We start from the raw sequence: 23289 nt of genomic DNA on the forward strand, positions 1-23289 counted from the left end.
TGAGGAATAAGACTGCGTGTCCGAAAAAGCCGATACCAAGCCGAACGCTCTGTGGGAAAACATCAAGGTCATCATCCAGGCATTGCTGCTGGCGATGGTGATCCGCACCGTCTTCTTCCAGCCTTTCACCATCCCGTCCGGCTCCATGATGCCGACGCTCCTGGTTGGTGACTACATCTTCGTCAACAAGTTCGCTTACGGCTATTCGAAATACTCGCTGCCTTTCTCGCCGAACCTGTTCAGCGGCCGCATCTTCGAAAGCGAGCCGAAGCGCGGCGATATCGTCGTCTTCCGCTTCCCGCCGAATCCGGAAGTCGATTACATCAAGCGTCTCGTCGGCCTGCCGGGTGACAAGATCCAGGTGACCAACGGCGTGCTCTTCATCAACGGAAAGCCGGTTCCGAAGGTCGCCGACGGCACCTTCAATTCCGACTATGCGCAGGATCCGGGCCAGGACGTTCCGGTGTTCCGTGAAACGCTCGACGACGGCAAGACCTACGACACGCTCGACCAGTCGCCGGTTTCGCGCGGTGACAACACCCAGGAATTCGTCGTCCCCGAAGGCCACTACTTCATGATGGGCGACAACCGCGACAACTCGCTCGACAGCCGTTTCGACGTCGGTTTCGTTCCGGCCGAAAATCTCGTCGGCCGCGCCAGCGTCATCTTCTTCTCGCTCGGCAACGACACGTCGTTCCGCGAAATCTGGAAATGGCCGTCCAACATGCGTTGGGACCGCCTCTTCAAGGTTGTTGAATGACGAAGGCTCAGACGCTCTCGGCGGCCGACCGTTCCAAGCTTGAAAGCTTGATCGGTCATGAGTTCGCCGAGAAGGGGCGCCTGGACCGTGCCTTGACACATGCCAGCGCCCGGACGCAAAAGGGCGGCAATTACGAACGTCTCGAATTCCTCGGCGACAGAGTGCTCGGCCTCTGCATCGCCGAGCTGCTTTTCAAGACGTTCGGCAATGCCGCGGAAGGCGAGCTCTCTGTGCGGCTGAACCAGTTGGTCAGCGCCGATACCTGCGCTTCCGTTGCTGACGAGCTCGATCTGCATCTTTTCATCCGCACCGGTTCGGATGTGAAGAAGCTGACCGGCAAGCGAATGATGAATGTGCGCGCCGACGTGGTCGAAAGCCTGATCGCCGCGCTCTATCTCGATGGCGGGCTGGAGATCGCCCGCGGCTTCATTCTGAAGTATTGGGAGAAGCGTGCGGTCAGGGCCGATGGTGCCCGGCGCGACGCGAAAACCGAATTGCAGGAATGGGCGCACGCGAAATTTGGCGTGACGCCCCTATATCGTGTTGAAGAACGCAGCGGCCCGGATCATGATCCGCGCTTTACAGTGACCGTTGAAGTGGCCGGTGTGGCTCCTGAAACGGGCGTGGACCGTTCCAAGCGCGCAGCCGAACAGGTGGCTGCGACGAAGATGCTGGAACGTGAAGGTATTTGGCAGAAACCCTCTGCCGGGAATTGACGGAACAATGACCGAAGAAAATGACATCGCGCCTGACGGCGCCGCAGAAACGCATGGCCCGACCCATTCCGGTTTCGTTGCCCTGATCGGGCCGACGAATGCCGGCAAGTCGACGTTGGTGAACCGCCTCGTCGGCGCCAAGGTATCGATCGTCAGCCATAAGGTGCAGACGACGCGTGCCGTTGTCCGCGGCATCGCGATCCACAACAACGCCCAGATCGTCTTCATGGACACGCCCGGTATCTTCAAGCCGCGCCGCAGGCTGGACCGCGCCATGGTCACCTCCGCCTGGGGCGGGGCCAAGGATGCCGACGTCATCATGCTGCTGATCGACAGCGAGCGCGGATTGCGCGGCGATGCCGAGGCCATTCTGGAAGGGCTGAAAGACGTTCCGCAGAGGAAGATCCTGGTTCTGAACAAGATCGACCGCGTCAACCGCGAACTGCTTCTGGCGCTGGCGGCAACGGCGAACCAGACGGTCCAGTTCGACCAGACCTTCATGATCTCGGCCGAGAACGGTTCGGGTTGCGACGACGTGATGAACTATCTCGCCGAGACGCTGCCTGAGGGCCCCTGGTATTATCCGGAAGACCAGATCTCCGATCTGCCGATGCGCCAGCTGGCGGCCGAAATCACCCGCGAGAAGCTCTTCCTGCGCCTGCACCAAGAGCTTCCCTATTCGTCTCACGTCGAGACCGAGAAGTGGGAAGAGCGCAAGGACGGCTCGGTGCGCATCGAGCAGGTCATCTATGTCGAGCGCGACAGCCAGAAGAAGATCGCTCTCGGCAAGGGCGGCGAAACGATCAAGGCGATCTCGTCGGCCTCCCGCCGCGAGCTCTCGGAAATCCTCGAGCAGAATGTTCATCTTTTCCTGTTCGTGAAGGTCCGCGAGAACTGGGGCGACGATCCCGAGCGGTTCCGCGAAATGGGACTGGATTTCCCGCGATAGGGCGGTAGCGGCCTTAGAGGTAAGTGGGTGCCAGTAGCCCCCTCATCCGGCTGCCGCCACCTTCTCCCCGCCGGGGAGAAGGGACGAGCCGCAACCTCTCTATTCCCTTCTCCCCAGCGGGGAGAAGGTGCCCGAAGGGCGGATGAGGGGGCTAGAGGCGCTCCTTTGGCAAGAAAACCAGCGGTCTGCACCCACATCCTTGTTTTTCAATAAAAAATCCAAACCGTTCGCGGAACAAAACCGCCATCCCGCGCATTTTTCGCCTTGAACGGCGCGCTGAATATGATGCGCCGCTTTTTTCGGGCGCAGGGCTGGGATGGCAACGTCAAAACCGACACACTCCTTCAAGACACCGTGCGAGCAGTGTCCATTGCGGCCCTTGCCGCATTTCCGGGAATTCAGCGGTGACGAACTGGATTTCGTCTCGCGCTTCAAGAAGGGGGAACTGGCCGCCGATGCCGGTGCGACGATCCTCGTCGAGGGCGCCAACAGCGCCCATCTCTTCACGGTGCTCTCGGGCTGGGGCTTCCGCTACAAGTCGCTGGAAGACGGCCGCCGTCAGATCCTGAACTATATCATGCCTGGTGACCTGATCGGTCTGCAGGGCACGATCATGGGCGAAATGCAGCATTCCGTCGAAGCCCTGTCGCCGGTCTCGCTCTGCGTCTTCGAGCGCGACAAACTAATGACGCTCTATAACAAGCATTCCTCGCTCGCCTTCGACATCACTTGGATCGCCGCGCAGGAGGAGCGCATCCTCGACGAGCATCTGCTGAGCATCGGCCGTCGCACCGCGCTCGAGCGCGCCGCCTATCTCGTCGCCTTCCTCTATGAACGCGGCAAGCGGCTCAATCTCTTCAACGGGCGGAAATTTATTCCGATCACCCAGCAGCACATCGCCGATACGCTCGGCCTGTCGATCGTCCACACCAACAAGACCCTGAAGAAGCTTGCCGAGCGCGGGCTGATCCGCTGGCAGGAACGGGGCTGCGAAGTGCTGAACGGCGAGGGGCTGCTGGATATCGCCGGCTGGGAAGGACTGCCTAGCGGGAAACGCCCTTTCATATAAGCGTTTCAGCAACTATGTCTTTTTTAAATGCAAATCAGTGCTATGGAAAATAAGGTCCGGACATGCCACTTTTTCTCCCGGTTCGCTGTCTTATGGAGCGAACGGGACGTCGGGTTGCAGGCCGGACCGTTTCCGGTGCGGCGAGCACCCGTCCAAGAGGGCATCTGAGGTAAAAATGCGGTTTGATAAGACGGTGCGCGCCGTCAGCGGCGCACAGCGAGGGGCATAAATCATGAACGCAACCCGTGTTCTGGTTCTGGAAGACAGTCTTATCATTGCCATGGAAGCAGAAGACATTCTGCGCGCCGTCGGCGTCGAGACAATCGATATTGCCAACAGCCTGGATCAGGCCATGGAGGCCGTGAACGCCGAGAGCTACGATTTCGCGCTTCTCGATGTGAACCTCGGCGAATCCATGAGCTTCGGCTTTGCCCGCCATCTGAATGACCGCGGCATTCCTTTCGGCTTCGTCAGCGGCTATTCCGACAGCCAGGATTTTCCAGCCGACCTGCAGCAGGTGCCGCTGCTCGTAAAGCCCTTCGACGAAGGCGCGATGCGCGATTTTCTGGACAAGCTCTTTCCGGGCGAATGACGGCTTCCATGACATTTGCGACGCCTTGCTCTAGGATTGATTCCTGAAGTCTGAGGTTTGTTGCCGATGCAATGGCAGGATCATGCAATCGTTCTAGGCGTAAAGCGTCACGGCGAGACAAGCGTCATCGCCGAGGTGATGACGCGCGATCGCGGCCGCCATCTCGGTCTCGTCCGCTCCGGCCGTTCGCGCAGGATGCAGCCGGTGCTGCAGCCGGGCAATGAAGTCGATGTCATCTGGCGAGCGCGCCTTGACGAGCACCTCGGCGAATTCAGGATCGAGCCGCTACAGCTGCGCGCCGCGCGGCTGATGGAGAGTGCCACCGCCGTCTATGGCGTGCAGGCGATGGGTGCGTTGCTGCGCCTGCTGCCCGAGCGTGATCCGCATCCGCATCTCTACGACGCGCTGGAGGTCATTCTCGACAATCTCCACAATCCTGCCGATGCCGGCGAGCTCTTCGTCCGCTTCGAACTCGCGGTGCTGAATGATCTCGGTTACGGCATCGATCTCAGCGAATGTGCGGCGACCGGCGTCAAGACCGATCTCGCCTACGTCTCGCCGAAATCCGGCCGCGCCGTCTGCCGCGCAGCAGGCAGGCCCTATGCCGACAAGATGCTGCTGCTGCCGTCGTTTCTGGCGGGTGAGGGCAATCATGCCGCCGATTACGACAATCTCGCCGCCGCCTTTCGCCTGACCAGCTTCTTTCTCCACCGCCATGTCTACGAGCCGCGCGGCATCGAGGCGGCATCGGCCCGCGACGGTTTCATCCAGTCGGCACTGAAGGCGATCAACGCCTCGGCAGTAGCCCTGCCGCCGGATGGCAAGCTCTCCGCCTGAAGCGCGGTTTTTCACCGGTGAAAGACATGCTGCGGATTTGGCGGTTTACCACGCCGCGCTTGCTCCCTATCTCTTCGGCAACGGCAGATGGTGGAGGAACAGAACATGCTGACCAAACCTGACAATACGACGGCGATCACCCTCTGGAATGGCCGCGAAATCCCACGTCTCGGCATGGGCTGCTGGGCGATCGGCGGGCCGTCCTATGCCGGCGATATCCCGCTCGGCTGGGGCGAGGTGGACGACGACGAATCGATCCGCGCCATCAACCGTGCGGTCGATCTCGGCATCCGCCTTTTCGATACTGCCTCGAATTACGGGGCAGGGCATTCCGAGGAGGTTGTCGGCCGTGCCATCGGTAATCGCGATGACATCGTCATCGCCACCAAGTTCGGCCATGCGACCGACGAAAAGACCAGGCAGGCGACCGGCGCCTTTGCCGACCCGGCCTTCATCCGGCAATCGGCGGAAACGTCTCTGCGCCGCCTGCGCCGCGAGCGGCTGGATCTGCTGCAGTTCCATCTGAACGACTTTCCGCTCGAAGCCTCCGACGAGGTCTTCGGGACGCTTGAGACCCTGAAGGCCGAGGGCAAGATCGACGCTTTCGGCTGGAGCACCGACTATCCGGACCGGGCGGCCCGCCATCTCGATCGCAACGGCTTCGTCTCCGTGCAGCATACGATGAACGTCTTCGAGCCGGTGCCAGAGATGATCGCGCTCATCGAGAAGAACGGCCTGATCTCGATCAACCGCGGCCCGCTGGCCATGGGGCTGCTCAGCGGCAAGTTCACCCCGGGCAAGACTGTCGGCGAAAAGGACGTCCGCGGCGCAAGCCTCGACTGGATGATCTATTTCAAGGACGGAAAGATCGCCCCCGAATTCGCCGCCCGTCTCGACGCCGTCAGAAATCTCCTGACCGATGGCGGCAGGACGCTGACGCAGGGCGCGCTCGCCTGGCTCTGGGCCCGCTCGCCCCGCACCCTGCCGATCCCCGGTTTCCGGACGGTCGCCCAGGTCGAGGAAAATGCCGGCGCCCTGGCGAAGGGCCCGTTGCCGTCAGATGTGATGAGCAGGATCGACGAGGCGCTCTCCGGCCTCTAGGCGCGGTTGCGCACCTTGAAAGCCCAGCCTTCCGGCCGTTCCTCGATCACTGTCACGGTGTCGCCGATGGCGATCGTGCCGGTGCCGCGTGGTGTTGCGTTCCAGCCGAACAGTGGCCCCGGTACACGCCGGTCCGCCGACATGCGCACACGGCCCATCGCCGGCATCGGGTTCGGCACGTCGCGCGAGCCGGTGACCTGGTCCTGGGTGGTCATGATGCAGCGGGCGCAGGGCTTGACGAGATCGAGCCGGATGCCGGCGATCTCGATCGCCGCCCAGCGGTCTTCGGGCCAGGGCTCGTCGATATCGATGACGATGTTCGGGCGGAAACGTTCCATGCCGATTTCGCCTTCCGCATGGCTGGCCAGATCGGCATTCAGCGCCTTCAGCGATCCCGTCGTCGTCACCAGGATCTGATAGCCGTCGGCAAAGGTCACCGGCGTGTCCGGCCCGGCCCATTCGGGGCTTGCGATCCGCTCAGCGGCGGCATCGAAGAACACCAGCTTGACCTCACGCCCGAGCCATTCCGACAGCCGGCTGTTGCTCCCGTCATCGGCAACGGCGGCATTCACAGGCGTCTTCCAGATGACGACATCCATCCGCCTGTCCGGTTGTGGCGGCGGAACCGCGATCTCGCCCTTGCCATCCATCAGCAGGCGGAACGCTGCGGCTTCCGGGCGAACATCGATGCGCGCCAGATCCTGCAATTCGCGCTGGGTGATGCATTGTCCGTCAGCGTCCGTGATCATCGCCCGCCGGTCGCCCGGCAGGCCGAATGCGTCGATCGCAGAAGAGGGAAGCGCAATGCCCCTGGCGCTCTTGAGCGGGTAGATGAAGAGATCGCTGACCTGCATGCCGTCTCCTGAAGCCTAGATTTCGTCCATGAAGTCGGCGAGGAAATCACGCAACCGCTTGTCGCGTTCCGCCGCCAGTCCGCGTCCTGCTCCCGTCTGGAAGCCGTCGGCCAGTTTGAACAGTTTGGTCTGGAAATGGTCGATTGCATAGCGCTTGTCGTCGAGCGGCCGCTCCTTGGCGCCAGGATCGAAGGGGTCGTAGAGCCCGGAGACCATGCGCCCGGCGATGTAGAAACAGCGGGCAGCGCCGACAGCGCCGATCGCGTCGAGCCGGTCGGCATCCTGCAGCATCTTCGCTTCCAGCGTCTCGGGCGTCACATTGGCGGAGAAGCTGTGTGCGGTGATCGCATGGGAAACGGCTGCGATATCCTCTGCCGTCCAGCCAAGCTTCTGCAGGATCCCGGATGCCTTCTGCGCCGCGAGCGCCGAGGCCTTGGAGCGGAGCGGCGAGCTCTTCTCGACGGCAACGCAATCATGCAGCAGAACAGCTGCGGCCAGAATGCGCGCATCGCCGCCTTCGCTCTTCTGGATGCGCATGGCGTTCTTGAAGACGCGCAGCACATGCGCCAGATCATGTGAACCGTCGTCGCCCTCGGTGGCAAATGGAATAAGCTCAGCCGCAAGGCTCTCGAAGGGGGCAAAGGCTTCGGCCTGATGCATTCTCGTCACCGCAATCGTTGGTATGGAGGCCCGGAATAGGGCTTCGGGCAGAGAGTTGCAATGCGCCTTTCGCATGAGGGGCGAAGCCGTGGAAAACCCGGCGCCGGGATCGCCTCTGAACGCTTTGTCAACCTTCCTTAATGGGAAGTTAACAGCTTGTTGACCCGACTCACTATTCGGGGTATCCCCGGACCAGTTCGATTTTCCCCATTTGTATTGCGTACAGACAGCACCGAAGAATTAAGGCGGTGGACGGAGGTTTGTATGGCCCAAGTTACATCTGTTTCAGACACGGCATATGCCTATTTGGCAACGCTTTCCCGGCTCGACACGAATGGCGACGGCGTTTTGAGCCGTGGCGAACGTGCAGCTGACGAGAAGCCTGGTATTCTCGCTGAACTGAGTGAAGAGCCGAAGCATGAGCCGCGCTCGACAGCAACCGACAATGTTCTTGCCCTGATGATGGGCATGCGTACGACCGGTACCGATATGACCTTCGCGGCATCCAATGATGATGGTTCGCCCGATCTCTATCGCAGCACCTACGGCCAATACGATCTCGATATCGCCTCCTGAGGCGTACGGAGATTGTATTCACGAAGCCGGCCATTTGGCCGGCTTTTGTTTTTGCCGGAACCCCTTCGGCAGTGAGGCGTTGGACAACGATAGCCAAGCGGAAGGGAATCCTCATGAAAACGACCATCGTCATTGCTGCGCTGACGCTCGCGGCTTCGGCCTTCGCCGCCAATGCGCAGGACAAGCAGACCGCGACCGCCAATTTCGTCGACGGCAAGGGCAAGGAGAGCGGCCGGGCAACGCTGACCGCGGCAGCCAATGGCGGCGTGATGCTCGAAGTCGAGGTCTCCGGTCTGCCCGCCAACAAATGGGTCGCCTTCCACGTCCACGAAACCGGCAAATGCGACGCCGCCACCCATCACGAATCGGCCGGCAAGCATTTCAACCCGACAGATGCCGAACACGGCTTCCTGGCGGCAAAGGGTCCGCATGCCGGCGATATGCCGAATCAGTATGTCGGTCAGGACGGCATCCTCCGCGCCCAGGTCTTCGACAGCATGGTGACGCTGGATGGCAAGAAGGACGGCATCCGCGGGCGGGCGCTGATGATCCACGCAAATTCGGATGACTATCGCAGCCAGCCGTCGGGCGATGCGGGCGAGAGGCTGGCGTGTGGGGTGATTAAATAATGTCCCTCATCCGTAATAATACCGCTCCGCATACCAATCGGCCGATGCCATCGGCTTTTCCTGCGCCACCCAGCGGGCGATGTCGCTTTCCTCCAGCAGCTCCGATGTCATCTGATCTTCCAGCCCGACGAAGATCAGGTTGGTGTTTTCCCTGAGCCGCGGGTCGCGGGCGAAGCCCATCTTGCTGTCGTTGGCCGTGTGCATCAGGTTCATCCTGACGTAGAAGAATTCCGGGTGGTAATCCATCTCGCTCGCCTCGGTGAACGCATGGGCGACTTCGATGACCGATTTCTGCGGCCCGCTATAGGCGGTGATTGCTTCGTTGAGCCCGAAGGTCGCGCCATAGAGGCCGACCGATTGCGCCGGGATGACGCTGACCTCGCCGCTGACAAGGTCGATCTGCTGGCCCGAAAACCCGGCGCTGGTGCCATCGAGCGCCCCACGGAAGAAATAGGAGAATTGGCCGCGCGTCAGATAGATCGCCTGCCAGCGAAACCGCGCATACTCGCCCGAATCGCCGGTCAGCCCCTTGAGCGTCTGCAGGCTTTGCAAAAATGTATCGCGGTAGTTCGGCAGTGGCATCGATCAATCTCCTTGAGAGATTAACCGGCAGCGAGTCAAAACGTTCCGTTCGCGCTATGGCCTGGACGGCTGGTTCTTGGCCGCTGCGCGTCTGGTCGGACCTGTTGTCTTCTCTTCGACAGGAGCGGCTTCGGGAAGCGTGTTGCCATTGGCCGCCGTCACCGGCAGCAGATGGCCGCCTTCGTCGAAGCTGAGCTTGATCCGCTTCACCATATCGCGGCTGAGCAGCCACCAGTCGCCGGTCTTTGCCCAGTAGCGCAGTGTCACGCTGATCGTCGCGCCGCCGATCGTATCGACGAAAGCGCTGGGTGCTGGCGATTTCAGCACACGCGGATCCTGCTTGGCCAGAGACACCAGCCGCTCCATCGCCGCATCCAGGTCGTCCGCATAGGCGACGGCGACCTTCACCTCGTTCTGGCGCGTCGGTTCGCGGCTGTAATTGGTGATCGGCGTGTTCCAGAGAATGGAATTCGGCGCCAGCCTGTAGAGCCCATCGCCGGTCTTAAACTCCGTCGCAAACAAGCCGATCTCGCGGACCGTGCCGGAGATGCTGCTGGTTTCGATATATTCACCCACCCGGAACGGCCTGAGGATCAACAGCATGATGCCGGCGGCGATATTCTGCAGCGTGCCTTGCAGCGCCAGCCCGATGGCCAGACCGGCAGCGCCGAGGGTGGCGATGATCGAGGCCGTCTGCACGCCGAACTGGCCGAGCACGGTGATGAAGACGAGGATCAGCAGCGCATAGCGCAGGACATTGGTGAAGAAGCGCGCCAGCGTTTCGTCGATGCCGCGAACGCGGGAAATCCCCTCATAGGCCCAGCGGCTGAGAAAGCTCGCCATCGCCCAGCCGACGATCAGCAGAATGATCGCGCCGAGAATCGAAAAGGAATATTGAACTGCGAGCGCGCTTGCCTGGCTGAGCGCCGTGCGCGTTGCGACGATGACGTCTGTTGCCTGTTCCATGCCTGCTGTCATACCTCGAATTTCCATTGCCCTTCGCTAGATGGGGCAGGGTACCGGGGCGTCAACCAGTTTTATCGGGAGCGATGGACAGCACGAAAGGCGCGTTGCCGTCGGCATCGGCGCCGCGGCCGATGGCGCGAACGGCGGCAATCAGCCTGCCATCGCGCTTCAGCAGGCCGTCGCCGATCTCGATGATCCGGGTGTTCGGCGTCGCATGGGGCGAGGCGGTGCGCAGCCGTTGCGCAAGCTCCCTGTCGTCCTGATCGGGCACTCGCGCAAGGGCGGCAACAAGTGCTGCGGCAGGCGAGCGCGACACGCCCATCCAGCAATGGACAAGCAGCGGCGCGCTGTCGTCCCAGCCGGCGGCGAAATCGATGATCTTCTGAACATGGGCCTCATCGGGTGCGACGAGATTGCCGGTGCCCTTGAAGGCGATGTCGTTCATGTGCAGCAGCAGATGACGGTTGGCGGAGATAACGCCCGGCCGGTGAAAGGCCTGTTCCTTGGCCATCAGGCTGACCATCTCGCGGGAGCCGTGGCGTACCGCCATCTCGGCGATCCGCGAGAGCGGTGAAACGACGATATGGGGGGTCACGGCCTGGCGCTCCGGAGAGCTTCGATCGCCTCGAACCGTTCGCAGAACAGCCGCTGCGCCTCGACCGCCGGAAGCGGCTCCATCGGTAACATCTCGCGGGTAATCCCGCGCGGCTGGCCGAAGAATTTCTGCGCCTCGGCTGGTGTGAAACCGGCAAGGCAGGTCGCCTCGAAATAAGCGGCGATCGTGTCGGCCTTCTTGATCTTGTCCTTCAGCTCGCGCGAGGGATGCGGCGGCAGGCCGAAGCGCAGATGAACGGCCGCTTCCAGCCGCTTCTCCACCGTCTTGTAGCCACCGCCGACGACGGATTTGAACGGCGAGATCATATCGCCGATCACATATTCCGGCGCATCGTGCAGCAGCGCCATCAGGCAGTCGTCGGGGCTCGCCGTATTGAGGCGGCGAAAGATATCCTCGACGGCAAGACTGTGCTGGGCCACCGAAAATGCATGATTGCCCGAGGTCTGGCCGTTCCAGCGTGCGACACGCGCAAGACCGTGGGCGATGTCGCTGAGTTCAACATCCAGCGGCGACGGGTCAAGCAGATCGAGACGCCTGCCGGAGAGCATGCGTTGCCAGGCACGGGGCGGCTTTGTCACGCGCTGGCCTCGTCGGAGGCGGCCGGGAAGGTAAGGCCGGTCCAGGCGGGCAGCGTCAACGACACCGCGGTATCGCCTGCCATCAGCTGCGTGCACGCAGCCATGGCTTCGCCGGCGCGATCGATACGGACGATGGCAAGGCCGGTCCGGCCGCTGACGGTGCCGAGTGTGCCGACAGGCTTGCCTGCGGCCGTGATCTCCGTGCCCGGTGCCGGGAGGACGCCAGCCGCAGTGACGGTCACCACACGCCTGCGCGCGGTGCCGCGGTGCTGCATGCGGGAAACCACTTCCTGGCCGACATAGCAGCCCTTCTTGAACGACAGGCCGCCGTTAAGGTCCATCAGCGCGTCATGCGGGAAGATATCCTGCAGCGCGTAATCGGGGCCCGAAGTGACGATGCCATGTGCTGCCCGCAAGGCGTCGTAGAGCAAGGCGTCATCCGCGCCATGCTTGCCCTCGCGGCGGTGCAGCGTGATGCCGGCCTTGGCAAAGCGGCTGTCGGCCGCGCCGTCAGCGGTTGCATCATCCCAGGAAACGGTCACACCATCGGCCTCGATGGTCGAAAGCGTCACGGCGGCGCGCAGCTTGTACATCGTCAGCCGCTTCACCAGCGCATCGTGCTGATCGCGGTCGGTCTCGATGATGAAATCCGTGCCGTCGCGCCAGATCATGAAGTCGAACAGGATCTTGCCCTGCGGCGTCAGCAGCGCGCCGGGACGCGCCTCGTTTGGCGCCATCGAAACGATATCGGTGGTGATCAGGTTCTGCAGAAAGGATTCGGCATCCGCGCCGCCGATGCGGAAAAGCGCGCGGTGCGGGAGAAAGACGGATGGCATGGCGAGACCTGTCGCGTTCGTTGTCGCTCAGAGTTAAGTCTTCCGCGCCGCCGCTGCAAGCGGCGGGGGAGGGCTTGCGATCAATCGCCTGCGGTGAAGAACTTCCACTTGCCGTCAGGCGTGATGCCCAGGCGGTAGAAATTGTAGCCGCCGAATTCCTGCATGTCGGAGAGATCGCCGGCGGTGACGATGCGCAACAGCTCGACACGCTCGGGCGGCGTCAGCGCCTTCAGGTCCTTCTCGGCGAAATAGGGCCAGACATAGGCTTCATCGGCCGTTCCGGCGCCGACATGCACGAAGCCGGTGGAGATGACGTCGAGCATGATGGCGAGGATCTCGTCGCCGTCAGGATCTCCGGAGAGATCCTTCAGCGTTCCGATCGGGTCGTCCGTCGGCTCGCCGACAGTCACCTGCGTCTGCTGAGCGCCGGTCCCCATCAGCGGGCGAAGCCGCTCCAGATCGCCGGAAGCCGCCGCCTCGACGATCTGCTGGCGCATCTTACGCACCGGCTCCGGCGCCTTGTTGATATCGTAGATCACCTCGACAGGCTTGGCGTCGTCGGTGGCGCCTGGCGTCTTGTCGGTGCTCTTGCCGGCATTGTCCTTGTTAACAAGCGGATCCGGCATCGGCACGCCCGGCGCCGTTGCCGGCGGGGTCTGCGTCTGCTGCTGTTGCTGGCTGTTTTTCTGATCGGTCGCCTGCGGATCGGGCTGGCCCGGAACCTTGTGCAACTCGGAAAGCGCATGCGCCACCGGCGCTGGCAGAACACCGGCACCAACGCATAGAGCAACGAGAAGCGGCGCCATCAGCCGCCGCGGGGCCTTGTCCTTACCGGTTTGCATCGGGCTCTCTAATTCTACTGCAGTCTGCGGTTGGGAGAAAACTCACCAGCAAGCATCCGTTCGCGCAGCGAATCGAGCAAGGCTTCCGCGTTGTTCTCGCCGTGGAGGCGAATCGTCTCGCGCAGCGCATGAATGATGGCGGTGTCGGCGATGATTTCAGGCTCGATGCCGTCGGCCATGCCGTCCGCCCAGGCTTCGTTGTGGTACTCCAAAGCCGCCTGCATCTTCTCGTGGACGATCATGTCGTCGATGTCGTTGAGGCTTGGTTCCATTTTCTTTTCCTCGAACTGCATGCCTTACTGCCTGGTTAACAACTCTATCAGCCTTTTCCCAAAACGACACGCGCGGGAGTGAAAACAGGTTAATTAAACGTCAATTTCCAAACCGCGAAGTAATTTCTGTGGCCAGTGTTGCACCTTCGTTACGGTAGCGCTCTTCTGCCACGATCGCGGATGGCGTGCAATCGGTATAGACGGAGGCGAAGGCACGGTATCCACGGTTGAAGGCCGCGGTCAGTCTTTCCTTGCGCTGCGGCTCATCTTTCGCTTCAGAATCAAGCAGTTGCTGCATGTCGTTGCGCCATTCGTCGCCGCCGGAAGCCTTGCACAGCGTGCGCAGATAATGCACCGAACCGATCACTTCGGCAAAGCGCAACAGCTTGCCGTCATAAGGCACGGCCGCCGGTGGGGGCGGCGGCACCTCGGGCGCTGCAGGTTGCGCAGCCTTGTTGCCCTGTGCCCAAACAGGTGCCGACATCGCCACACCGGCGCATAACAACAGGGACAAGAAAACGCGTCGTACGGGAATCATGCTGATAGTTGATACGCAAGCGATGTCGGGAACAAGGCGCAGCGCCATGTTTCCACGCGGTTATTGTCGAAGCGCCAGCCGTTCCACGCATTCGAGCACCGATTGCGGAACCGGCAGCCGCCGGATCTCGTCGAGACTGTACCAGCCGATCGCCGCGGCATCGTCGGCAGCTTCTGCAACCGCATCCGCATCTGCCTCCACCGTGAAGACGGAAAGATAAAAATGGCTGCTGATGCTGCCGTCGGCCGCGTGGGTCTTCAGGTCATACTCGGAAAACAGCTTCGGATTGCGGGCTGCAATGCCGGTTTCCTCGTGGAATTCGCGAAGCGCTGTCTGATCCGGCGTCTCTCCCGGCTCCGCCCGGCCGCCGGGGAAGGCGTACATGTCGGCAGAGGGCGGATTGCGGCGCAGCACCAGCAGAAACCTGCCGTCACGCTCCAGAATGGCAGAGGATGCCGCCCGGGCCGTCGATGCCGTCTCTGTCATGTCCCGGCTGCTTTCAAGGTTGCGCACCATGTTCCGATCGCCGAACGTGGATATCAGCCTGAGTACCGGACGTTCGATTCGAAGGAAAGACCGCTGACCTACCTGATCTATGCCTTTGCTGCCCTCTTCGAGATCGCCGGCTGCTTTGCCTTCTGGGCCTGGCTGAAAATGGGCAAGTCCGTCTGGTGGCTGGCGCCCGGCATGGTGTCGCTGGCGCTGTTTGCCTGGCTGCTGACGCTCGTGCCCAGCGAGGCGGCCGGGCGCACCTTCGCGGCTTATGGCGGCATCTATATCGCCGCATCGATCCTCTGGCTCTGGCTGGCCGAAAACCGGGTGCCCGATCGCTGGGATATCGGCGGCGCGGTGGTCTGCCTGGCGGGCACGGCGATCATCCTCTTTGCGCCGCGCAGCTGACGCAACCGACCCTTGACCGTCGCCTGACGGGGTGCAAAGACAATCTCATGTGCGGACGCTATGCCCTGACATTGACGCCGGAAGAGCTGCAGGACCTGCTGGGAGTGGTCGAGCTGGAGGACTTTCCGGCGCGCTACAATATCGCCCCGACGCAGCCGATCCTCGTCGTCGTCTCAGGCGAGACGCCGGAGAAGGGCAGCAATCAGCCGGATCGCCGCGCCGTCCTCGTGCGCTGGGGTTTCACGCCCTCCTGGGTCAAGGATCCCAAGCAGTTTCCGCTGCTGATCAATGCGCGTTCGGAGACCGCAATCGGCAAGGCTTCGTTCCGCGCCGCCATGCGTCATCGCCGCGTTCTGGTTCCCGCGAGCGGCTTCTACGAATGGCATCGCCCTTCCAAGGAAAGCGGCGAGAAATCGCAGGCCTATTGGATCAAGCCGAAGCATGGCGGCATCGTCGCCTTTGCCGGGCTGATGGAAACCTGGGCATCCGCCGACGGATCGGAAGTCGATACCGGCGCGATTCTCACGACCGCAGCCAACTCGGCCATCGCGCCGATCCACGACCGGATGCCTGTCGTCATCAAGCCTGAGGACTTCTCCCGCTGGCTGGATTGCAAGACGCAGGAGCCGCGCGAGGTTGCCGATCTGATGAGGCCGGTGGAGGAAGACTTCTTCGAAGCGATCCCGGTGTCCGACAAGGTCAACAAGGTTTCGAACATGGGTGAGGACCTGCAGACGCCTGTCGTCCTCGAAAAGCCCCCGAAGCCTGTTGCCGCCAAGCCCGGCGACGGGCAGCTCAGCTTCTTCTGATCCCAAATTCTCTCATTTTCCGGACCATACTATGATCTCGATTTCGGCTGCCCTTTCGGGCTTCTTCCTCGGCGCATCCCTGATCATCGCCATCGGCGCGCAGAATGCCTTCATTCTTCGCCAGGGGCTGCTGCGCTCGCACGTCTTCATCCTCTGCCTGATATGCGCGCTGTCGGATGCGCTGTTGATCGCCGCCGGCGTCGGCGGTCTCGGCACGCTGGTATCGCAATCGCCGGTGCTGATTTCGGTGGTCACGCTCGGCGGCGCCGTCTTCCTCGGCTCCTACGCCTTCATGGCCTTTCGCCGGGCGCTGCATCCGGGCGCCATGCAGGCGGGATCGCCGCAGGCGCTGGGGCTGAAGGCGGCGGTTGCCACCTGCCTCGCCTTCACATTCCTCAATCCGCATGTCTATCTGGATACGGTGGTGCTGCTTGGCAGCCTGTCCGCCGCCTATCAGGGGCAGGACCGGATCGCGTATGGCGCGGGCGCCGCAATCGCGTCCTTCGTCTGGTTCTTCGGGCTGGGATATGGAGCGCGGCTGCTGCAGCCGGTCTTTGCAAAACCCGCCGCTTGGCGGGTTCTCGACGTCATCATCGGCGTCGTCATGAGCCTGCTGGCGATAAGCCTGCTCTGGCGCTTCTTCGCTGCTTAAGCAGGCTTCTTGATGAGGGCAGGCTTCTTCAGCATCAGTGCTGCTGCCAGTACGGCCTTCAGGCCGAGCGGGCGGTAGTGGGTGCTGAGATCCTGCTTGGCCGGCTGTTCCGCTGCACCAGTTTTCTTCGAGGTCACCATACTCTCCTTACGTGTTCCCTGGATGTGTTCTGATTTGCTCTTTTGTCGCGAAAAACGACAAAAGAGAGGCATCGATCATCAGGAAGTGTGTAAGGCGAAAACTTTGCGCGAGGCTTGATGCAGAAAAGCACGCTTGGGTAGCGTGCTAATCAAATCTCAGATGTGACGGCCCATGTCGTCTTCGCCGACGCCGGGTTCCTCGATCGTCAGCGTGCCGTATTTCTTCTTCCAGCGGTGCGCGCCGAAGGGCAGGGAGATGAGATAGATCACCACGGTGAAGACCATGATTTCCCAGGTAAAGCTCATCAGCAGCGCGACATAGAGAACGACGCCGAGCATTAGCGGCAGCACCAGATCGCGGCGCAGCTTGCTGCCTTCCTGTTTGCCCGACCAGACCGGCAGGCGGCTGATCAGCAGGAAGGCAATCAGCACGGTGTAGGCCGAAGAGATATAGGCAAACAGCCGGTCGCTCTCCATCCCCAGGAAGCCGAGATAGACGGGCAGCAGCACCAGCATGGCGCCGGCAGGGGCCGGCACGCCGACGAAATATTCCGATTGCCACGGCGCACGGTTTTCGCGCTCCGACATGACGTTGAAACGCGCAAGCCGCAGGCCGGCGGCGATCGTATAGATCAGTGCAGCGATCCAGCCGATCGAGCGCGCCTGATCGAGTGCATAGACATAAACGACGAGGGCAGGGGCAACACCGAAATTGACGATGTCGGCGAGCGAATCCATCTGCGCGCCGAATTTCGACGTCGCTTTCATCAGCCGGGCGATACGTCCGTCGATGCCGTCGAGGAAGGCGGCGAGCAGCACCATCATCACGGCCAACTCGTAGCGCCCTTCAAAGGCGAGACGGATGCCGGTCAGGCCGGCGCAGATCGCCAGGATGGTGATGAGATTGGGAACGACCAGCCGGAGCGGAATTTCACGCAGCCTTGGCCCGCGCGCTGAATCGTTCGGGCCGTTGGGTTCGAAAGGCGGAAAAGGCGTCTCCATGTGGCGCTCCTGATCGTCTTAGCTGCGGCGGCTGATGACAGGACCCTTGGCGGAGGCGAATTCGGCAAGCACCGTCTCACCGGCAATCGCCGTCTGGCCGAGCGCGACACGCGGCGCCGAACCGGCAGGCAGGAAGACGTCGAGGCGCGAACCGAAGCGGATCAGGCCGAAGCGCTCGCCAGCGGCCAGCGGCTCGTTGGTGTTCGCCCAGCAGAGAATGCGCCGCGCGACCAGACCGGCGATCTGCACGACGCCGATATTGCCATGGGCCGTTTCGATGACCAGGCCGTTGCGCTCGTTGTCTTCGCTGGCCTTGTCGAGTTCGGCATTCACGAAGCTGCCGGAGCGGTAATTGATGCTGACGATGCGGCCACGCACCGGCGAACGGTTCACATGGCAGTTGAAGACGTTCATGAACACCGAGATGCGCAGCATCGGCTCGCTGCCGAGATTGAGCTCGGCCGGCGGCGTCACCATCTGGATCGACGACACCTTGCCGTCAGCAGGCGAGATGACCAGATCGTCGTCTTGCGGCGTCATGCGCTCGGGATCGCGGAAGAAGTAGGCGCACCACAGCGTCAGGATCAGGCCGACCCAGAACAGCGGCTTGAAAAGCCAGCCAAGCAGCAGCGATGCGACGAAGAAGGCGGCGACAAAGGGATAGCCTTCCTTATGGACCGGAACGATGGTGTTTCGAACGGTATCAAGCAGGCTCATATGCGCCGGTCTCCTCGGTTTTTTCGTTACCGCTGGTTATAGAAAAACTCCGGCCGGGGCAATGCCGTGGCCGCTGCGGCGGCCTTCATGAAAGGGTTCTAAACAGCAAAACGGCGGATCGGCCGTTTTGTTCAGGTGGTTAGGTGGCTGGAGCAAGGCGCGTGACAACGCCCAGATCGTCGCTCTCGCGCACCTGCTTCAGATGTTCTTCGGCCTGTGTCGCCTCGCGCTGGCGGTTCCACATCGAGGCGTAGAGACCGTCCTTGGCGAGCAGCGCCGCATGCGTTCCCCGCTCGGCGATCTCGCCGCTCTTCAAGACGATGATCTCGTCGGCGCCGATGACGGTCGACAGGCGGTGGGCGATGACCAGCGTCGTGCGGTTCTTCGAGACGGCGTCGAGTGCCGTCTGGATCTCGCCTTCGGTCGTCGTGTCGAGCGCCGACGTCGCCTCGTCAAGGATCAGGATCGGCGGCGCCTTCAAAACGGTGCGGGCGATCGCCACGCGCTGCTTTTCGCCACCCGAGAGCTTCAGTCCGCGTTCGCCGACCTTGGTCTCGAAACCTTCGGGCAGAAGATCGATGAAATGGGCGATCTGCGCGATCTCGGCCGCAGTCTTCACCTCGGCGTCGCTGGCGCCGGGCCGCCCGTAGCGGATGTTGTAGGCGACGGTGTCGTTGAAGAGCACGGTATCTTGCGGAACCATGCCGATCGCCGAGCGCAGGCTCTTCTGCGTCAGTCCGCGGATATCCTGGCCATCGACGGTGATCGCCCCGCTCTGGATGTCGTAGAATCGGTAGAGCAGCCGCGACAGCGTCGACTTGCCGGCCCCTGATGGCCCGACGACGGCGACGGTCTTGCCCGCCGGGACGTCGAAGGAAATGCCCTTCAGGATCGGCCGCGCCGCGTCGTAGGCAAAATGCACGTCCTTGAAGCTGATGGCGCCCTGCGCGATCGAAAGCGGCTTGGCATCCGGTGCATCCGTCACCTCGGCCTTCACCTCCAGAAGATCGAACATCTGCTCGATGTCGGTGAGGCCCTGGCGGATTTCGCGATAAACGAAGCCGATGAAATTCAGCGGCACGGCAAGCTGCAGCAGCATCGAATTGACGAACACGAAGTCGCCGACCGTCTGTTCGCCGCGCTGCACGGCAAGGCCCGAGAGAACCAGCATGACGGTGGTGCCGAGACCGAAGATCACGCCCTGGCCGAAGTTCAGCCAGCCGAGCGAGGTCCAGACATCGGTCGCCGCCTTCTCGTATTTCTCCATCGATTTGTCGAAGCGCTTGGCCTCCATCTCTTCGTTGCCGAAATATTTGACGGTCTCGAAGTTGAGGAGGGAATCGATCGCCTTGGTGTTGGCGTCGGTATCGCTGTCGTTCATCGACCGGCGGATCGAGATGCGCCAGTCGCTCGCCCGGATCGTGAACCAGATATAGGCCCAGACGGTAAAGGCGGTGACGGCGAGATAGGAGAAGCCGTAGCCCCACCAGAAGATGAAGGCCGTCAGCAGGAATTCGATGACCGTCGGTACCGAGTTCAGGATCGTGAAGCGGACGATCGTCTCGATGCCCTTGGTACCACGCTCGATGATCCGCGACAGGCCGCCGGTCTTGCGCTCCAGATGGAAGCGCAGCGACAGCTCGTGCATGTGGACGAAGGTCTTGAAGGCGAGCTTGCGCACCGCATACTGGCCGACACTAGCAAACAGCGCGTCGCGCAGCTGGTTGAGCGCCAGCTGGATCAGTCGAGTCAGGTTATAGGCGATGATCAGCGCGATGGCGCCGGTCAGCAGCGGCGGAAGACTGGTGTGGAGATCGGTCTTGCCGTTCAGCGCATCGGTCGACCACTTGAAGAAATAGGGGACGAGCAGCAGCACGAATTTCGAGATCAGCAGGTAGACCGACGCCCAGACGACGCGCATCTTCAGGTCAGGCCGCTCGTTCGGCCACATATAGGGCCAGAGATTGAACAGCGTGCGCAGCAGATTGGAATCAGAAACCGTCTTGTTTGCCATGCCCATCTCCAGCCCGGGGGTGGGCTTTGACCACGAATGCATCGTTTCGATAGCGGCAATTGCAAAAGGCGGAACCGCCCTTTCGAGGGCCTCCGCCAGACAGTCTCGCCGTCCCCCGCCACATAGGATTTGACAGCGGCGAATGCAACGGCAAACCGCCAAAGAGAAAAGGCCGGGCGCTATATTCGCCCGGCCTTCATCAATAGCCGCAGATCTTTCGAACCGGTTAGAGGTGAGCGCCCGCCTTCAGCTTGCGGTGCAACTCTTCCGAATTCGGCAGCGCGTCCTTGGGAACGCCGAAGATCTGGCCGGGCAGGATGCGATCAGGATTCTTGATCTCGTCCTCGTTGGCCATGTAGATCGTTGTGTAGCGCACGCCCGCGCCATAGACGCGGCGCGAGATCTGCCAGAGCGTATCGCCGCGGCGGATGATGACGGTGTTGTTGCTCGTTGTCAGCGGCGCCTGTTCGATCGTCTTCGGCTCGCTGCTGTTGCCCGACGCCACTTCGTTGGTGGCGGGAGCAGGTGCGGCGGCCGTCGCCGGAGCCGGTGCTGCGGGAGCGGCCGGAACCCTGGTCAGCGTATCGATCATCGCCGACAGCTTTTCGAGGGCTGCACCGACCGATTTCGCATCGCGGGGCAGGGCCTGGAGCGCCGACAAGGCCGATGCCGCCGACTGCGATGCCTTTGCTGCCGTTTCCTTGAACGGTGCGCCTGCATCCACCGACGGACGGAACTCGGAGATCGAGCGCAGCGCGAATTCGGTTGCAGAGCGGGCGGCGGCGAGCTGTTCGGCTCCCGGCACCTTGGCATCGGCAAACAGGCCTTTCAGCAGCGCGAACGCCTTGCCGGCATCCATGCGCAGCTTGGTCAGTTCGCCCTCTTCGAGTGGCACCATCGACGGAGCCGTCGTGGCGGCACCCGTGGCAGGCGCCGTGGTCTGCGCCGCGACGGTCACCTGGTCGCCTTCCGGACGGTTGAAGTTGACGGCGGCGCGCACGAGCACCTTGCCCGAACCATCGACGACATCGACGCGGATCTTGTGATCGCCGACCGCGAGATCCATCGCGCCGTCGATGACGAAGTGGCCGTCGCCACCGGCCTTCGCCTTGCCGATCAGCTTGTCGTCGGCATAGGCGAGCACGTTGCCATTCGCCTTGGCCGTGCCGGCAACGAAGATCTTGTTGCCTTCGATCTCGACGGCATTGACCATGACCTCAGCCGGTGTTGCCGGAACGGCCGGTGCCGTATTGGCGATATCGGTGGAAGCTGCGGGCAGGGCGGGTGTTGCACCGTTCGCGGCAGGCGTTGCCGCAGCGGTCTGCTGCTCGGCCTTCGGAGCGGTGATGATGCGGCTTGCTTCACCCGGCTTGGAAACCATGGCCAGCAGCTCGGCACTGCTGCCGTCCTTCGGCACGGAAACTGTCGCGACTTCTTCCGAGGTCTGAACCTTGCCGTCCTTGCCGGTTACTTTCAACACCAGCTGGTGATCGCCCGGGCCGAGCGGATTGTCGAGCACGGCTGCGAAGTCGCCGGAGGGGCCGACATCGGTCGTGGTGACCACCTTGTCGCCATCGACGACTTCAAGCTTGCCGTTCGGCTCAGCGGAGCCGGCGATAACGGTCGAACCATCCGGCTCGACTCGCAGAACGTCGAAGGCGGGAACCTTCGGGCCGGCATTGGCCTGATCGGTGGCAGCAGGGGCCGCGGTTGCCGGAGCATTCGCGTCGGCTGCCGGCTGCTGGGCCGTAGCGTCGGCCGCGGGCTGAGTTGCGGCAGACTGGGCCGCCGGAGCGCCTGTCAGTTCGGCTTCGGCCTTGAGGAGGGCGGCGAGCGCGTCTGCAGCATTTTCAGGCAGCGCCTGGATCGTCGCCAGTGCCTTCGCAGCGCCGTCCTTGGCCTTGGTGATGATGGCGGAGGTTGCCGGGTCGATACCGTCAGGCGCGGCGAAATCGGCAATCGCCTGCAGCGCGCCGGTCGCCTTGGTCTTGGCGGCTGTGAGCGCATCGGCAGCCGGGGTCTTGCCGTCGGCGAATAGCGCCTTAAGTTCTGTGAGAGACTGTCCGGCGTCAGCCGTCAGGCGGCCGACCTTTCCGGTGGTTTCAGCAGCGTCGGCAACGGCGTTACGGGCCGTCTTGCCGGCTTCCTCGACTGTATTTTTGACTTCGGAGCCAGCCTGATTGATCGCATCACCAACTTTTGACGCGTCTCCGCCGATCCGGGGCATCACCACGAAGACCATCAAAAGGATTGCAATTGCAAGCACTGCGAGGGCCAGCAAGCCGGCGCGGTTTCTCATCATTCATTCTCCCCAGGCGGCAATGTGCCGTAGTAATCAGAAATTGCTAGCGATTCCCTGTGCTTTTCACAAGCATCCAAGCCCGTCACCTACGCTTAAGACGTAGGTTTTGCCTCATTTTTCTTGACTGCTCAGCCCCGGAATAGTTGTTTGGCCCAATGACCGATCAATCACACTCGATAAAATCCATCTGCGTCTATTGCGGCTCCAGGCCGGGACGCGACGCTGCATACATGACTGCCGGACGCACGCTCGGCAAGGAAATTGCCGAATATGGGTTAAGGCTCATCTACGGCGGCGGCACCAAAGGCATCATGGGGGCGGTTGCCAGCGGGGTGCTTTCGGCGGGCGGTCAGGTGACGGGGATCATCCCGGAATTCCTGATCGACATGGAAGCGACGCGCCATTCTCTCGGCCAGCTCAACGAACTGATTGTAACGCCGGACATGCATGCGCGCAAACACATGATGTTCGAGCGCTCCGACGCGTTCGTGGCGCTTCCGGGCGGTATCGGCACGCTGGAGGAGATCGTCGAGATCATGACCTGGGCGCAGCTCGCCCGTCACGAAAAGCCGATGGTTTTCGCCAATATCAACGGCTTCTGGGATCCGATGATGGAGCTCCTGAAGCATATGACGGACGAGGGCTTCATCCACACGGCCCATCGCGTCCAGCCGCTCGTGATCGACAATATCGCCGACATCGTTCCGGCGATCATGGCGCAGGCTGCCGAAATCGCCGCCGATCGTGGCGGCGAGGACGAGGTTCTTTCGAAAATGTGAT

General features: G+C 62.1%; 28 protein-coding genes and 1 pseudogene. 13 read left to right on the plus strand and 16 right to left on the minus strand.

Annotated features, from left to right (window positions below):
- Nucleotides 1–16 precede the first annotated feature (16 nt).
- The 7 genes from lepB (at nt 17) to J2X43_RS23300 (ending at nt 6024) form a co-directional block, all read left to right on the plus strand.
- Nucleotides 17–760, plus strand: coding sequence for a signal peptidase I (gene lepB / locus J2X43_RS23270; RefSeq protein WP_112390794.1), 744 nt, complete (start codon nt 17–19; stop codon nt 758–760).
- A complete protein-coding gene (rnc, locus tag J2X43_RS23275; protein WP_112390795.1) occupies nt 757–1476 on the plus strand; it encodes a ribonuclease III in 720 nt (239 codons plus the stop codon). Before lepB ends, rnc begins: the two co-directional genes overlap by 4 nt.
- A 7-nt stretch (nt 1477–1483) precedes the next feature.
- Nucleotides 1484–2425: a GTPase Era gene (gene era, locus J2X43_RS23280; protein ID WP_112517110.1), complete on the plus strand. Its 942-nt coding sequence runs from the start codon at nt 1484–1486 to the stop codon at nt 2423–2425.
- A gap of 316 nt (nt 2426–2741) precedes the next feature.
- Nucleotides 2742–3494, plus strand: coding sequence for a Crp/Fnr family transcriptional regulator (locus J2X43_RS23285; protein WP_112517109.1), 753 nt, complete (start codon nt 2742–2744; stop codon nt 3492–3494).
- A 232-nt stretch (nt 3495–3726) separates the two neighbouring features.
- Nucleotides 3727–4086 (plus strand): response regulator, encoded by a 360-nt coding sequence (locus J2X43_RS23290; RefSeq protein WP_112537558.1) that lies wholly within the window; start codon nt 3727–3729, stop codon nt 4084–4086.
- Nucleotides 4087–4152: 66 nt separating this feature from the next.
- A complete protein-coding gene (gene recO, locus J2X43_RS23295) occupies nt 4153–4923 on the plus strand; it encodes a DNA repair protein RecO (RefSeq protein ID WP_310297952.1) in 771 nt (256 codons plus the stop codon).
- A gap of 105 nt (nt 4924–5028) precedes the next feature.
- Nucleotides 5029–6024, plus strand: coding sequence for an aldo/keto reductase (locus J2X43_RS23300; RefSeq protein WP_310297956.1), 996 nt, complete (start codon nt 5029–5031; stop codon nt 6022–6024).
- Here J2X43_RS23300 and J2X43_RS23305 read toward each other — a convergent pair.
- Nucleotides 6021–6878 (minus strand): MOSC domain-containing protein, encoded by an 858-nt coding sequence (locus J2X43_RS23305; RefSeq protein ID WP_112517104.1) that lies wholly within the window; start codon nt 6876–6878, stop codon nt 6021–6023. The two genes, J2X43_RS23300 and J2X43_RS23305, sit on opposite strands and share 4 nt — an antisense overlap.
- A 15-nt stretch (nt 6879–6893) precedes the next feature.
- Nucleotides 6894–7538: an HD domain-containing protein gene (locus J2X43_RS23310; RefSeq protein WP_310297959.1), complete on the minus strand. Its 645-nt coding sequence runs from the start codon at nt 7536–7538 to the stop codon at nt 6894–6896.
- Nucleotides 7539–7802: 264 nt separating this feature from the next.
- Here J2X43_RS23310 and J2X43_RS23315 point away from each other — a divergent pair, with 264 nt between their 5' ends.
- Nucleotides 7803–8114 (plus strand): hypothetical protein, encoded by a 312-nt coding sequence (locus J2X43_RS23315; RefSeq protein WP_112390823.1) that lies wholly within the window; start codon nt 7803–7805, stop codon nt 8112–8114.
- A 113-nt stretch (nt 8115–8227) separates the two neighbouring features.
- Entirely contained in the window at nt 8228–8743 is a 516-nt protein-coding gene (locus tag J2X43_RS23320; RefSeq protein WP_310297963.1) for a superoxide dismutase family protein, read from the plus strand.
- Nucleotides 8744–8749: 6 nt separating this feature from the next.
- Here the strand turns inward: J2X43_RS23320 and J2X43_RS23325 are convergent, their stop codons facing one another.
- From J2X43_RS23325 to J2X43_RS23365, 9 genes are all read right to left on the minus strand, one after another.
- Entirely contained in the window at nt 8750–9325 is a 576-nt protein-coding gene (locus J2X43_RS23325; RefSeq protein WP_310297966.1) for a hypothetical protein, read from the minus strand.
- 54 nt (nt 9326–9379) lie between these two features.
- On the minus strand, nt 9380–10291 hold the full coding sequence (locus J2X43_RS23330) for a mechanosensitive ion channel family protein (RefSeq protein ID WP_112537596.1): 912 nt from the start codon (nt 10289–10291) through the stop codon (nt 9380–9382).
- 61 nt (nt 10292–10352) lie between these two features.
- Nucleotides 10353–10841 (minus strand): tyrosine phosphatase family protein, encoded by a 489-nt coding sequence (locus J2X43_RS23335; RefSeq protein ID WP_310298682.1) that lies wholly within the window; start codon nt 10839–10841, stop codon nt 10353–10355.
- A 41-nt stretch (nt 10842–10882) separates the two neighbouring features.
- Nucleotides 10883–11455, minus strand: coding sequence for a YfbR-like 5'-deoxynucleotidase (locus tag J2X43_RS23340; protein WP_112390826.1), 573 nt, complete (start codon nt 11453–11455; stop codon nt 10883–10885).
- Between the two features lie 26 nt (nt 11456–11481).
- Nucleotides 11482–12321, minus strand: coding sequence for a folate-binding protein YgfZ (locus J2X43_RS23345; RefSeq protein ID WP_310297971.1), 840 nt, complete (start codon nt 12319–12321; stop codon nt 11482–11484).
- Between the two features lie 80 nt (nt 12322–12401).
- A complete protein-coding gene (locus tag J2X43_RS23350) occupies nt 12402–13163 on the minus strand; it encodes a hypothetical protein (RefSeq protein ID WP_112517098.1) in 762 nt (253 codons plus the stop codon).
- Nucleotides 13164–13177: 14 nt separating this feature from the next.
- On the minus strand, nt 13178–13435 hold the full coding sequence (locus J2X43_RS23355) for a hypothetical protein (protein WP_112390884.1): 258 nt from the start codon (nt 13433–13435) through the stop codon (nt 13178–13180).
- A 100-nt stretch (nt 13436–13535) separates the two neighbouring features.
- Entirely contained in the window at nt 13536–13997 is a 462-nt protein-coding gene (locus tag J2X43_RS23360; RefSeq protein ID WP_310298686.1) for a TIGR02301 family protein, read from the minus strand.
- A 36-nt stretch (nt 13998–14033) separates the two neighbouring features.
- Complete coding sequence (locus J2X43_RS23365) at nt 14034–14459, minus strand: NUDIX domain-containing protein (RefSeq protein WP_310297974.1); 426 nt, start codon at nt 14457–14459, stop codon at nt 14034–14036.
- 93 nt (nt 14460–14552) lie between these two features.
- Here J2X43_RS23365 and J2X43_RS23370 point away from each other — a divergent pair, with 93 nt between their 5' ends.
- The 3 genes from J2X43_RS23370 to J2X43_RS23380 are packed head-to-tail and all read left to right on the plus strand — an operon-like array spanning nt 14553 to nt 16334.
- Nucleotides 14553–14873 (plus strand): YnfA family protein, encoded by a 321-nt coding sequence (locus tag J2X43_RS23370; RefSeq protein WP_310298688.1) that lies wholly within the window; start codon nt 14553–14555, stop codon nt 14871–14873.
- Between the two features lie 47 nt (nt 14874–14920).
- Nucleotides 14921–15682, plus strand: coding sequence for an SOS response-associated peptidase (locus tag J2X43_RS23375; protein WP_310297977.1), 762 nt, complete (start codon nt 14921–14923; stop codon nt 15680–15682).
- A 31-nt stretch (nt 15683–15713) separates the two neighbouring features.
- The gene (locus J2X43_RS23380) at nt 15714–16334 is read left to right on the plus strand and encodes a LysE/ArgO family amino acid transporter (RefSeq protein ID WP_112517095.1); all 621 of its coding nucleotides are present in this window, start codon (nt 15714–15716) and stop codon (nt 16332–16334) included.
- Here the strand turns inward: J2X43_RS23380 and J2X43_RS23385 are convergent.
- The 5 genes and pseudogenes from J2X43_RS23385 to J2X43_RS23405 form a co-directional block, all read right to left on the minus strand.
- Nucleotides 16331–16471 (minus strand): hypothetical protein, encoded by a 141-nt coding sequence (locus J2X43_RS23385; RefSeq protein ID WP_310298710.1) that lies wholly within the window; start codon nt 16469–16471, stop codon nt 16331–16333. The two genes, J2X43_RS23380 and J2X43_RS23385, sit on opposite strands and share 4 nt — an antisense overlap.
- Before the next feature lie 159 nt (nt 16472–16630).
- A complete protein-coding gene (gene pssA / locus J2X43_RS23390; protein ID WP_112517094.1) occupies nt 16631–17476 on the minus strand; it encodes a CDP-diacylglycerol--serine O-phosphatidyltransferase in 846 nt (281 codons plus the stop codon).
- Between the two features lie 18 nt (nt 17477–17494).
- Nucleotides 17495–18196: pseudogene (locus J2X43_RS23395) on the minus strand (phosphatidylserine decarboxylase); the annotation flags it as partial.
- 136 nt (nt 18197–18332) lie between these two features.
- Entirely contained in the window at nt 18333–20207 is a 1875-nt protein-coding gene (locus J2X43_RS23400; protein ID WP_112537546.1) for an ABC transporter ATP-binding protein/permease, read from the minus strand.
- Nucleotides 20208–20433: 226 nt separating this feature from the next.
- Entirely contained in the window at nt 20434–22509 is a 2076-nt protein-coding gene (locus J2X43_RS23405; RefSeq protein ID WP_310297985.1) for a LysM peptidoglycan-binding domain-containing protein, read from the minus strand.
- 155 nt (nt 22510–22664) lie between these two features.
- On the opposite strand from J2X43_RS23405, the gene J2X43_RS23410 reads away from it, so the two are divergent.
- A complete protein-coding gene (locus tag J2X43_RS23410) occupies nt 22665–23288 on the plus strand; it encodes a TIGR00730 family Rossman fold protein (protein WP_112390837.1) in 624 nt (207 codons plus the stop codon).
- The last annotated feature ends 1 nt before the right edge of the window (nt 23289 follow it).

The sequence above is a fragment of the Rhizobium sp. BE258 genome (assembly GCF_031457345.1).
Taxonomy (GTDB): Bacteria; Pseudomonadota; Alphaproteobacteria; order Rhizobiales; family Rhizobiaceae; genus Rhizobium.

What these genes read in the sequence shown, in the direction of transcription:
- rnc (WP_112390795.1), top strand. Translation starts at nt 757, where the DNA reads ATGACGAAGGCTCAGACGCTCTCGGCGGCCGACCGTTCCAAGCTTGAA.
- era (WP_112517110.1), top strand. Translation starts at nt 1,484, where the DNA reads ATGACCGAAGAAAATGACATCGCGCCTGACGGCGCCGCAGAAACGCAT.
- J2X43_RS23285 (WP_112517109.1), top strand. Translation starts at nt 2,742, where the DNA reads ATGGCAACGTCAAAACCGACACACTCCTTCAAGACACCGTGCGAGCAG.
- J2X43_RS23290 (WP_112537558.1), top strand. Translation starts at nt 3,727, where the DNA reads ATGAACGCAACCCGTGTTCTGGTTCTGGAAGACAGTCTTATCATTGCC.
- recO (WP_310297952.1), top strand. Translation starts at nt 4,153, where the DNA reads ATGCAATGGCAGGATCATGCAATCGTTCTAGGCGTAAAGCGTCACGGC.
- J2X43_RS23300 (WP_310297956.1), top strand. Translation starts at nt 5,029, where the DNA reads ATGCTGACCAAACCTGACAATACGACGGCGATCACCCTCTGGAATGGC.
- J2X43_RS23305 (WP_112517104.1), bottom strand. Translation starts at nt 6,878, where the DNA reads ATGCAGGTCAGCGATCTCTTCATCTACCCGCTCAAGAGCGCCAGGGGC.
- J2X43_RS23310 (WP_310297959.1), bottom strand. Translation starts at nt 7,538, where the DNA reads ATGCATCAGGCCGAAGCCTTTGCCCCCTTCGAGAGCCTTGCGGCTGAG.
- J2X43_RS23315 (WP_112390823.1), top strand. Translation starts at nt 7,803, where the DNA reads ATGGCCCAAGTTACATCTGTTTCAGACACGGCATATGCCTATTTGGCA.
- J2X43_RS23320 (WP_310297963.1), top strand. Translation starts at nt 8,228, where the DNA reads ATGAAAACGACCATCGTCATTGCTGCGCTGACGCTCGCGGCTTCGGCC.
- J2X43_RS23325 (WP_310297966.1), bottom strand. Translation starts at nt 9,325, where the DNA reads ATGCCACTGCCGAACTACCGCGATACATTTTTGCAAAGCCTGCAGACG.
- J2X43_RS23330 (WP_112537596.1), bottom strand. Translation starts at nt 10,291, where the DNA reads ATGGAACAGGCAACAGACGTCATCGTCGCAACGCGCACGGCGCTCAGC.
- J2X43_RS23335 (WP_310298682.1), bottom strand. Translation starts at nt 10,841, where the DNA reads ATGGCGGTACGCCACGGCTCCCGCGAGATGGTCAGCCTGATGGCCAAG.
- J2X43_RS23340 (WP_112390826.1), bottom strand. Translation starts at nt 11,455, where the DNA reads ATGCTCTCCGGCAGGCGTCTCGATCTGCTTGACCCGTCGCCGCTGGAT.
- J2X43_RS23345 (WP_310297971.1), bottom strand. Translation starts at nt 12,321, where the DNA reads ATGCCATCCGTCTTTCTCCCGCACCGCGCGCTTTTCCGCATCGGCGGC.
- J2X43_RS23350 (WP_112517098.1), bottom strand. Translation starts at nt 13,163, where the DNA reads ATGCAAACCGGTAAGGACAAGGCCCCGCGGCGGCTGATGGCGCCGCTT.
- J2X43_RS23355 (WP_112390884.1), bottom strand. Translation starts at nt 13,435, where the DNA reads ATGGAACCAAGCCTCAACGACATCGACGACATGATCGTCCACGAGAAG.
- J2X43_RS23365 (WP_310297974.1), bottom strand. Translation starts at nt 14,459, where the DNA reads ATGACAGAGACGGCATCGACGGCCCGGGCGGCATCCTCTGCCATTCTG.
- J2X43_RS23375 (WP_310297977.1), top strand. Translation starts at nt 14,921, where the DNA reads ATGTGCGGACGCTATGCCCTGACATTGACGCCGGAAGAGCTGCAGGAC.
- J2X43_RS23380 (WP_112517095.1), top strand. Translation starts at nt 15,714, where the DNA reads ATGATCTCGATTTCGGCTGCCCTTTCGGGCTTCTTCCTCGGCGCATCC.
- pssA (WP_112517094.1), bottom strand. Translation starts at nt 17,476, where the DNA reads ATGGAGACGCCTTTTCCGCCTTTCGAACCCAACGGCCCGAACGATTCA.
- J2X43_RS23400 (WP_112537546.1), bottom strand. Translation starts at nt 20,207, where the DNA reads ATGGCAAACAAGACGGTTTCTGATTCCAATCTGCTGCGCACGCTGTTC.
- J2X43_RS23405 (WP_310297985.1), bottom strand. Translation starts at nt 22,509, where the DNA reads ATGATGAGAAACCGCGCCGGCTTGCTGGCCCTCGCAGTGCTTGCAATT.
- J2X43_RS23410 (WP_112390837.1), top strand. Translation starts at nt 22,665, where the DNA reads ATGACCGATCAATCACACTCGATAAAATCCATCTGCGTCTATTGCGGC.